Origin of the sequence: Amycolatopsis decaplanina DSM 44594 (assembly GCF_000342005.1) — a bacterium.
GTDB classification, from domain to species: domain Bacteria; phylum Actinomycetota; class Actinomycetes; order Mycobacteriales; family Pseudonocardiaceae; genus Amycolatopsis; species Amycolatopsis decaplanina.
In genome coordinates this window covers 290,810-301,011 of the sequence record NZ_AOHO01000028.1, presented here as the reverse complement: position 1 = coordinate 301,011, position 10,202 = coordinate 290,810, and the positions used below count along the sequence as shown (strand labels likewise).

General features: G+C 71.5%; 3 protein-coding genes. All 3 read left to right on the top strand.

Annotated elements, in window-relative coordinates:
• Positions 1–422: 422 nt before the first annotated feature.
• The 3 genes from H074_RS06670 to H074_RS06660 are packed head-to-tail and all read left to right on the top strand — an operon-like array spanning position 423 to position 10,200.
• Positions 423–2,183 (top strand): fatty acyl-AMP ligase, encoded by a 1,761-nt coding sequence (locus H074_RS06670; protein WP_007029264.1) that lies wholly within the window; start codon positions 423–425, stop codon positions 2,181–2,183.
• Positions 2,180–8,620 (top strand): type I polyketide synthase, encoded by a 6,441-nt coding sequence (locus tag H074_RS06665; RefSeq protein WP_007029263.1) that lies wholly within the window; start codon positions 2,180–2,182, stop codon positions 8,618–8,620. Before H074_RS06670 ends, H074_RS06665 begins: the two co-directional genes overlap by 4 nt.
• Positions 8,617–10,200, top strand: a complete 1,584-nt coding sequence (locus tag H074_RS06660; RefSeq protein ID WP_007029262.1) for an acyl-CoA carboxylase subunit beta — start codon at positions 8,617–8,619, stop codon at positions 10,198–10,200. The genes H074_RS06665 and H074_RS06660 overlap by 4 nt, the downstream gene beginning before the upstream one ends.
• Positions 10,201–10,202 lie beyond the last annotated feature (2 nt).

Here is a 10,202-nt window from a genome sequence, read left to right as displayed (position 1 = left end):
CCGCGCCCAGCAAGGCCACTACCAGCGACAATCGACCCACGAACCATGACCATCACGAACTACGACTGGAGTATTAGAACCGTCATTACCACTCACGAGGATCGAAGGTGTGGCGTCCGCGCCGGCCGACGGCTACGCGGCGGGTCTGTAACTCACCGGTGCGCTCCTCGCGCTCCGGCTGCGGAACCCTCGTGCGGGTCGAAGTTCGTTCCGAAGTGACAAGCAGGGTGCCCCCTTTCTCACTTCCCGGTGAGCACGTCCGTGCCGCCGCCGGCGTTCCATCATCCTTTCATTGACACTCTTCCCGGGATATCCATACAGTTCCGGGCAGATAAAGAACGGTCTCCGGAATGGAATCCGCTTTCGGCAACGGCGCCGTTCCGAATTCACCCGCTCCTGCTCGAGTCGTCAAAAGAGGGGCCATGGAAACCATTTCGGAAACGGTCGTCGCCGCCCACGGGCCGGACGGCGCACCCGGCGGGGAGTCGTTCGCGACACTGCTGAGGTACTGGGCGTGGCGGCTCGGTGACGAGGTCGCGGTGACCTACCTCGACCATCGCGCCGGAGCGGACGGCCGGGCGGTCACCCTGTCCTGGCGCGAGCTCGACGACCGGGTCGACGTCCTTGCCACCCGGCTGACCTGTTTCACCGGCACGGGGGACCGGGCCGCGATCCTGGCGCGGCAGTCCGTCGACTACGTCGTCGCCTTCCTCGGCGCGATCCGCGCCGGGCTGGTCGCGGTCCCGCTGTTCGCCCCGGACCTCCCCGGACACGCGGGCAGGCTGGCCGCCGTACTCGCCGACTGCGCGCCGCGGGTCGTGCTCACGACCACCGACGGTCTGGACGCCGCCGCCGGTTTCCTCGCGTCGACGGATATCGAGCGGCCCGCCGTGCTCGCCGTCGACATCCCAGCTCCGGTCGCGGCCGGTGACCGTTCCTGGCCGCGACCGGAACCGGACGGACTGGCGTATCTGCAGTACACGTCCGGTTCCACGCGGACGCCGGCGGGTGTGATGCTGACCCACCGCAACGCGCTCACCAACGCCCGGCAGGCTTGCGACGCCTACGCGATCGAAACCGGGACGACGTCCACCGTCAGCTGGCTGCCGCTCTTCCACGACATGGGCCTGATCCTCGGGATCGGCGCGCCGATGGCGGCGGGCGCGGCGTCGGTCCTGATGGATCCGCTCGCCTTCCTCGAACGTCCTTCACGATGGCTGCGTGCCCTCTCGGCCAGCCCCGGCGCGATCAGCGCGGCACCCAATTTCGCCTACGCCTACAGCGCTTCCCGCGTGACCGAGGACGAGAAGAGCTACCTCGAACTGAGCCGGGTCGTCTCGCTGATCAACGGCAGCGAGCCGGTCCTTCCCGCGACCATCGCGAAATTCCACGGCGCTTTCGAGGAATGCGGGCTGCGCCCGGAGGTGCACCGCTCCTCCTACGGGCTGGCCGAGGCCACCGTGCTCGTCTCCGTCACCGAAGCGGGCAAGGCACCGCGAGAAGTCGCCTTCGACCGTGACCGGCTCGCCGCCGGGCTGGCGACGCCCGCGCTCCCCGGCGCGACGTCCACCACGCTCGTCTCGTGCGGATTCCCGGTGGGACAACGGGTCCGCATCACCGATCCGGTCACCGGCGCGCTGGTCGAACCGGGCAGGGTGGGGGAGATCCAGGTCAACGGCCCGAACGTCGGCGTGGGCTACTGGGGACGGCCCACCGCTTCCGACGGCGTCTTCGGTCTTTTGCCGATCGATCCGGAGTCCGGCGCGGGCTGGCTCGCGACCGGAGACCTCGGTGTGCGGTACGACGGCGAGCTGTTCATGACCGGCAGGCTCAAGGACCTCGTCATCGTCGACGGCCGCAACCACTACCCGCAGGACATCGAACAGACCGTCGAGACGCATCCCGCGGTCCGGCCGCATTCCGCCGCGGCCTTCGCGATCGAGCACGAAGACGGCGAAGCGGCGGTCGTACTGGCGGAACGGGCCAAGGGGGTCGAGGCCGACATCGCCGTGGCGACCGCAGAGATCCGGAGGGCGGTCTCGGCCGCGCACGGTCTGCGGCCGCACGACGTGGTCTTCCTCGCCCCGGGCGAGGTTCCGCGCACCTCCAGCGGCAAGATCAGCCGCGCGCTGTGCCGGAAGTCCTATCTGGACGGTTCGCTGACCGCGCGGCGGCTCGGGTGACCGGCCAGATCCGCGCCTGGCTCATCGCGCGCGTCGCGGAGCGGACCGGGCTGCCCGCGAACCAGGTCGACCCGGATCGTCCGCTGCACGAAAGCGGGCTTTCCTCGCGGGAGTCGATGGACCTGGCGGCGGAACTAGGCCGGCACCTCGGCCGCCCGTTGCCGCCGACCCTGGTGTGGCAGTACCCGACGATCGCCGCTCTCGCCGCGCGTCTGTCCACAGCGGAGGTCTCCGAGATCGTGAGCGGCGAAGGCCGCGAAGAGGAACCGATCGCGATCGTCGGTGTCGGCTGTCGTTTGCCGGGCGGGGCGGACTCCCCGGAGCGGTACTGGCGGCTCCTCGACGCCGGAGGCGACGGTATCCGCGAGGTCCCGGAAGACCGCTGGGAGACCCCCGCACGCGGCGGGTTCCTCGGCGACATCGCCGGTTTCGACGCCGATTTCTTCGGCATCACGCCGGGCGAGGCCGAAGCGATGGACCCCCAGCAGCGGATGCTGCTCGAAGTCGCGTGGGCGGCGCTGGAACACGCCGGGATCCCGCCGTCCACACTGCGGGGAAGCCGGACCGGGGTGTTCGTCGGGCTTTCGGCGGGCGAGTACGGCCACCTGACGCTGGCCGATCCCGACGCCGCCGATGTCTGGTCCGCCACCGGAGCCGCGACCAGCATCGCCGCCAACCGGCTCTCGTACCTGTTCGACCTGCGCGGACCCAGTCTCACCCTCGACACCGCGTGCTCGTCCTCGCTGGTCGCGGTGCACCAGGCGGTGCAGAGCCTCCGCCGTGGCGAGTGCGGGACGGCGCTCGCCGCCGGGGTGAATCTGCTTCTCTCACCCGCGGTCACCGCGTCCTTCCGGCATGCCGGGGTGCTGGCCCCGGACGGGCACTGCAAACCGTTCGACGCCGCCGCCGACGGCATCGCCCGCGGAGAGGGTTGTGGCGTGGTCGTGCTCAGACCGTTGAAGGCCGCCCGCCGCGCGGGGGACCGGGTGCTCGCGGTGATCCGCGGCAGCGCGGTCAACTCCGACGGCCGGTCCAACGGTCTCGTCGCGCCCAGTCCCGGCGCGCAGGCGGACCTGTTGCGGGACGCGTACGCGGCGGCGGGCGTCGAACCGTCCTCTGTGGACTACGTGGAGGCGCACGGGACCGGAACCGAGGTAGGGGATCCCATCGAGGCCGGTGCGCTCGGCGAGGTGCTCGGAGCCGGACGCGAACCCGGCCGCCCGCTCCTGATCGGCTCGGTGAAGGGGAACCTGGGCCATCTCGAAGGCGCGGCGGGGATGGCCGGGTTGATCAAGGTCGTCCTCGCGATGGTCCACCGGCGGCTGCCGCCGACCCCGCATCATCACGAACCCAGCCCGCACATCGATTTCGCCGGACTCGGCCTCCGCGTGGTCGGCACCGGGACGGACTGGCCGCGCTACTCCGACGTCGTGCGCGCCGGCGTCTCCGCGTTCGGCTTCGGCGGCACCAACGCCCACGTCGTCCTCGAGGAGTGGCCTGCCGCGTCGTTCGCCGGTCGCGGGACGGAAACCGGGGGCCCGCGGGTGTTCGCGTTGTCCGCTCGATCGACCGAGGTGCTCCGGGCGCGGGCCGCCGATCTGGCGGACTGGCTCGAAGATCCCGCCCACCGATCGGTCCGGCTGGACGCGGTCGCCGCGACGCTGGCCCACGGCCGGGAACACCTGCCGGTCCGCGGCCTGGCCATCGCGGAGGGACGCGACAGGATCGCCGCCGCTTTGCGGGAAATGGCCGCCGGACGCGAGAGTGGCAACGTCGTCCTCGGCGAGGCCGGACCCGTGTCCGACGTCGTATTCGTCTTCTCCGGCTACGGCTCCCAGTGGCCTGGGATGGGTCGCGTCCTGCTGCGCACCGAGCCCGCGTTCCGGGCCGAGGTGGAGGCACTCGATCCGGTGTTCCGGGCCGAAGCGGGATTCTCCCTGCGCGAGGTGTTCTCCGGCGAGTACGACCTGCCGGAACTCGGGGCGACACAACTCGCCTTGTTCGGCATGCAGCTCGCCCTCGCCGGGCTCTGGCGTGCGCGCGGCGTCGTCCCGGCCGCGGTGCTCGGGCATTCGATGGGCGAGGTCGCGGCCGCCGTCGTCGCGGGGGCGCTGGACGTCGCCGACGGCCTGCGCGTGATGACCACGCGCGCCCGGCTGCTCGCCGAGGTCGACGCTACCGGCGACGGCGCGATGGCGGTGGTCGAACTGTCCCCGGCCGAACTCGCCGGCCTGGAAGCGGACTTCCCCGGGATCACCGTCGCGGTCTACGCCTCACCGGTCCAGTGCACCGTCAGCGGCGGCGCCGAACAGGTCGAGGCGCTGGTCTCGCACGTCGAGAACCTCGGAAGGCTGGCGAAGCGGTTGCCGGTCGGGGGTGCCGGCCATTCGGAAGCCGTCGACGCCGTCCTCGGCCGGTTCCGTGCCGAACTCGACGGGCTTTCCCCGCGTCCTGCGGAGATTCCTTGTTACAGCAGCGTTCTCGACGATCCACAAGGATCGCCGGTGTTCGACGTCGAGTACTGGGCGGCGAATCTGCGCCGTCCGGTGCGGTTCAGCCAGGCACTGGCGGCGGCGACCGCCGACGGGTACGGAGTCTTCGTCGAGATCTCGCCGCATCCGGTGGCGCTGGCCGCGATCGAGCAGAGCACCGGGGCGCTCGCGTTGCCGTCGGCGAGCCGCAAGATCGACGAGCGAGTGGCATTCCTGACCACGCTCGCCCGGCTCCACACCCTCGGACTGCCCGTCGTGCTCGACGACGGCGGCTCCCGCCCGCTTCCGGTCGAGCTGCCCGGCCCGCGCTGGCGGCACCGGCGGTTCTGGCCGCGGCGCCCGGCGACCCGAGCCGGATCCGGTGGCGCGCATCCGTTGCTGGGGATCCACATCGAACAGCCGACCGGCGGTGGGCACCTGTGGCGCGCGGACGTCGGAACAGCCGTACTGCCGTGGCTGGCCGACCACGCGGCGATGGGTGTCCCGCTGTTCCCCGCCGCCGGGTTCCTGGAACTCGCGCTCGCGGCGGCGAAAGTGGTCCTGCGGCCCGGCGGGCACCTGCGTATCGGCGGTCTCGAACTGCACCGGGTGCTCCCGCTCGCCGCGCACACCGAGGTGACGACCAGCCTGAGCACCGGCTCCGGACCGTCCGAAGTGGACGTGTACGCGCGGTCGGCGAACGGCGGCTGGGTGCGGCACGCCACCGCCCGCGTCCGCGACGGGAACACCGCGGTGGTGCCGTTCGGCGCGGTCGCCGCCGACGCCCGTCCGGTCGACCTCTACCAGGTACTGGCCGGAGCGGGGCAGAGTTACGGTCCCGTTTTCCGCGGGCTGCGCGAGGTCTTGGCGGCGCCGGGCCGGGCCTCGGCGTCGATCACCCTGCCCGCCGACGATCCGGCGTACGTCCTGCACCCGGTGATCGCCGACGCCTGCCTGCACGCGCTGGCCGCGGCCGCCGGGGACGCGCTGCGCGAAGCCGACGGGGTCTTCCTGCCGCTGACCTTGGGCGAGGTCGTCCTGGCCGGTGATCCACACCGGGGCGTCCGGGTCGACGCAGTGCTCGACTCGCTCGATCCGGCGGGTGACGGCATGGTGGGCGGCGTCCAGCTGGTCGACGCCGACGACGTCGTCCTGGTCGAGTTCCGGGAGGTCTACTGCCGCCGGTTCCAGCGTTCGGCGCTGCCGGTGCCGATGGCGGACCTGCTGTTCGAGACGGTCTGGCGGGAGGCCGAACCGCCGGTGGCGGCGCCGGGCACGCGACGCTGGGTCGTGCTGCACGAAGACCCGCCGTGGCTGACAGCGTTGCACGACCGGCTCACCGAAGCCGGTGACGAACTGGTGGCGGTCCGGCTCGGGGATCGAGCCGCGCTGGCGGAAGTCCTGAGGTCCCGCGAGGTGACGGGAGTCCTCGCTCGCATCGGGTCGGGCGGGCCCGACCCGATGCGAGACGCTCGGATGGTCGTGACACTCTCCGGCGTCCTCGCCGAACTGGTCGAAGACGCGCCGCGTTTATGGCTGGTCAGCGCGGGTGCGTCGGCCATCGAACCCGGCGAGCGCGGTGACCCCGGCCAGGCCTGGCTTCGCGGGCTGGTCCGGGTCCTCGCCTTCGAACACCCCGAACTGCGGGCGAGCCAGGTCGACTTCGACGCTGAGCCGGATTCCGCCCAGTCGTGGGTCGGCAGGCTGGTGGCGGAGATCCGCGCGGACGCGGCGGACGACGAGATCGCCTGGCGCGAGGGCGTCCGGTACACGCGGCTGCTGGCTCGCCCGGAACTCGGCGAACCCGGCCACGAAACCGTGGTGCGCGACGGCGCTTACGCGATCACCGGTGGTCTCGGCGGCCTCGGCCTGGTCGCCGCGGACTGGCTGGCGAAGCGCGGCGCTACCAGGCTCGTCCTTTCCGGTCGGCGAGGAGCGAGCCCTGCTGTCGAACCGCTTCTGGCGGACTTGCGCGAGCAGGGCGTCGACATCCGCGTGGTGGCGGGCGACATCGCCGAGCCGGGGACGGCCGAAGCGCTGATCGCGGCCGCGACCGACGGTGGTCTGCCGTTGCGCGGTGTGCTGCACGCGGCCGGTGTGCTGTCCGACGGTGCCGCCATCACCCTCGACAACGACGCCGTCGAGGCTGTCTGGCGCGCGAAAGCGCTGGGGGCGTGGCGCTTGCACGAGGCGACGGCCGGGCATGAACTCGACTGGTGGCTGACGTACTCGTCGGCGGCCGCGCTGTTCGGATCGCCGGGGCAGGCCGCCTACGCCACCGCGAACGCGTGGGTGGACGCCCTCGTCGCGTGGCGCCGGGCCGCCGGATTGCCGGCGGCGACCATCGGCTGGGGCGTCTGGGGCGAGGACGGCGCGGCCGTCGGCAGCCGCAACCCCGTGCTCGAACCGCTCGGGACGGAGGAGGCACTGGCGGCGATGGACGCCGTGCTGCGACGTGACCGCGTCTCGACCGGGATCGCCCGCGTCGACGCCGGGACCGTACTGGCCCTGTTCCCGCGGCTGGCCGGACGGCCGTTCTTCGAAATCCTCATACCGGGTGACGAGCCGGACGCCGAACCGTCCACTTGGGACGGACTGGACGCGCTGCGGGCCGTCCTGCCGGAAGCCGCCCGCGAGATGCTGGCCGACTACCTGGCCGGGCTCGTCGCCGGGATGCTCGGCCTCGCCGCGGACGAGATCGACCGCCATACGCCGCTCACCCGGCTCGGCCTGGACTCGCTCGCCGCCATGCGCGCCAAAGGCGTCGTGGAACGCGATTTCGGCCTGCCGCTGCCGATCCCGCTGCTGTTGCGGGGTGCCAGCCTCGCCGAACTCGCCGACCATCTCGCCGAACAGGCCGGGTTCGGTGAGGGAAGCGCACGGTCCGCCGGACCGAGTACGGCCGTCGGACCACGCGATCCGGCCGAACGCTGGATCGCCCGGCACTGGCAGGCGGAACTCGGCGGCGCGGACCCCGGCGTCCACGACGACTTCTTCGCCGCCGGTGGCGACGCCGGAGCCGCGAGGAGGCTGCGCGCGCTGTTCGCCGGTCAGCTCGGCGCGGTCCCCGACCTCGACCGGCTCTTCGCCACGCCGACGATCGCCGCGATGGCCGACCTGCTGCGCGACGAGATCGAAGGACGCGGCTGCCCTGTCCGGCCGCTGCGCGAAGGCGACACGGATCCGGTGTTCCTGTTCCATCCGGCGGGCGGCCCGACGAGCGTCTACGAGGGACTCGTCCGCCTGCTGCCCGAGGGCGGAGCCGTCTACGGGCTCGAACGGATCGACGAAGAGCACACCGTCGAGGACAAGGCCGAGTGCTATCTCGAGCTGATCCGGGAAATCCAGCCGCAGGGCCCGTACCGGCTGGGCGGCTGGTCGTTCGGCGGCTGCCTCGCCTACGAGACCGCCCGGCGGCTGACCGCGGCGGGGGAGCGGGTCGCTCTCGTGTTCATGATCGACAGCATCCTGCCGCTGCCCGCGCCGGGGAAGCCGGCGCACGAGATCCTGCTGGACCGGTTCGACCGGTTCGCCGGACACGTCGAGCGGACCTACGGTGTCGCCCTGGACATCCCGCGTGAGGACCTCGTCCGGCTCGGCGACGACGAACAGATCCGGCTGGTGATCGCCCACCTGGCCGCGCGGGTGCCCGAGATGGGTCACGGCGTGCTGCGGCACCAATATGAGTCCTATGTGGACGCACGGGTGGCGGAACGCTACGAGCCCGGGCCCTACGCCGGGCCGGTGTTGCTGATGCGCGCGCAGGAGCCGCATCCGCTGACCACCACCCTCGACCCGCGCTACCTGCGCACCGACGACGCCCTCGGCTGGGACGCCTACTGCACGGATCTGGAGATCGTGCGGGTGCCGGGCGATCACCTGTCGATGATCGACCCACCGCACGTCGAGGTGGTCGCGGAGGCGCTCGCGGCCCGGCTCGGGGCACCGAGAGCGGCGAGACCATGACCGACGTCCCGTTCGCCCCGACGACGGCGTTCCGGATCGCCGATCTCGCCGCCCGACAGGACGAAGCCGTCCGGATCGCCGAGAAACGGGCCGTCGACCGGCAGCACGCCAAGGGCAAGCTGACCGCCCGTGAACGCATCGACCTGTTGCTGGACCAGGGTTCCTTCGTCGAACTCGACCAATTCGCCCGGCACCGGTGCACCGAGTTCGGACTGGACGCCGACCGGCCCTACGGCGACGGTGTCGTGACCGGGCACGGCACCGTCGACGGCAGGCGGGTCTGCGTGTTCTCCCAGGACTTCACCGTGTTCGGCGGCAGCATGGGCGAGGTCTTCGGCGAGAAGGTCCTCAAGGTGATGGACCTGGCGATGACGCTGGGCTGCCCCGTGGTCGGGATCAACGACTCCGGCGGCGCCCGGATCCAGGAAGGCGTCGTCTCGCTCGCCTATTACGCCGAGCTCGGCAGGCGCAACGCGTTGGCGTCCGGCGTCATCCCGCAGATCTCGCTGATCATGGGTCCCTGCGCCGGTGGGGCGGTCTACTCGCCGGCGATCACCGACTTCACCGTGATGGTCGACGAGACCGCGCACATGTTCGTCACCGGGCCTGACGTCGTGCACGCCGTCAGCGGCGAACGGGTCACCGCCCAGCAACTCGGCGGCGCGGTGGTGAACAGTGAGATCTCCGGGAACGCCCACCACCGGGCCACCGACGAACAGGACGCCATCGACTGGGTGCAGACCGTGCTCGGTTACCTTCCGTCCAACAACCTCGACGCCGTTCCGGAGTACGCCGACGAAACCGATCCCGGACTCACCGCCGCCGATCTCGAACTCGACCGGCTGGTGCCCGACTCGCTGAACCAGGCCTACGACATGGCCGAGGTGATCGTCCGCCTCGTCGACGACGGCGAGTTCACCGAGGTCCACGGAGCCTTCGCGCCGAACATGATCTGCGCGTTCGGCCGGGTGCGGGGCCGCACGGTCGGTGTCGTGGCGAACCAGCCGCGCCATCAGGCGGGCGTGATCGACATCGACGCCTCGGAGAAGGCCGCGCGGTTCGTCCGGTTCTGCGACGCCTTCTCCATCCCGATCCTCACCCTCGCCGACGTCCCCGGCTATCTGCCCGGCGAGGCGCAGGAACGGCACGGGATCATCCGGCGCGGAGCCAAGCTGATCTACGCCTACGCCGAGGCGACCGTGCCGAAGGTGACCGTGGTGATCCGCAAGGCCTACGGCGGCGGCTACGCGGTGATGGGGTCGAAGCATCTCGGCGCGGACGTCAACCTGGCGTGGCCCACGGCGGAGATCGCGGTGATGGGCGCCGAGGGCGCGGTGCGGGTGCTGCATCGGCGTGAACTGGCCGCGCTGTCACCGGAAGAGCGGTCGGCCGAACGGCAACGGCTCACCGAGGCGTACCGCCAACGGCATTCGAACCCTTATCTGGCAGCGGAACGCGGCTATGTCGATCAGGTGATCGCGCCGTCGCGGACCCGCCTTCAAGTGGCGGGGGCCCTGCACGCGCTGCGGACCAAACGGCAGACCCTCCCGGCCAAGAAGCACGGAAACATCCCTTTGTGAGC

Bases quoted from the DNA above. Each gene is read 5' to 3' on its own strand.
- H074_RS06670 (WP_007029264.1), top strand. From the start codon at position 423: ATGGAAACCATTTCGGAAACGGTCGTCGCCGCCCACGGGCCGGACGGC.
- H074_RS06660 (WP_007029262.1), top strand. From the start codon at position 8,617: ATGACCGACGTCCCGTTCGCCCCGACGACGGCGTTCCGGATCGCCGAT.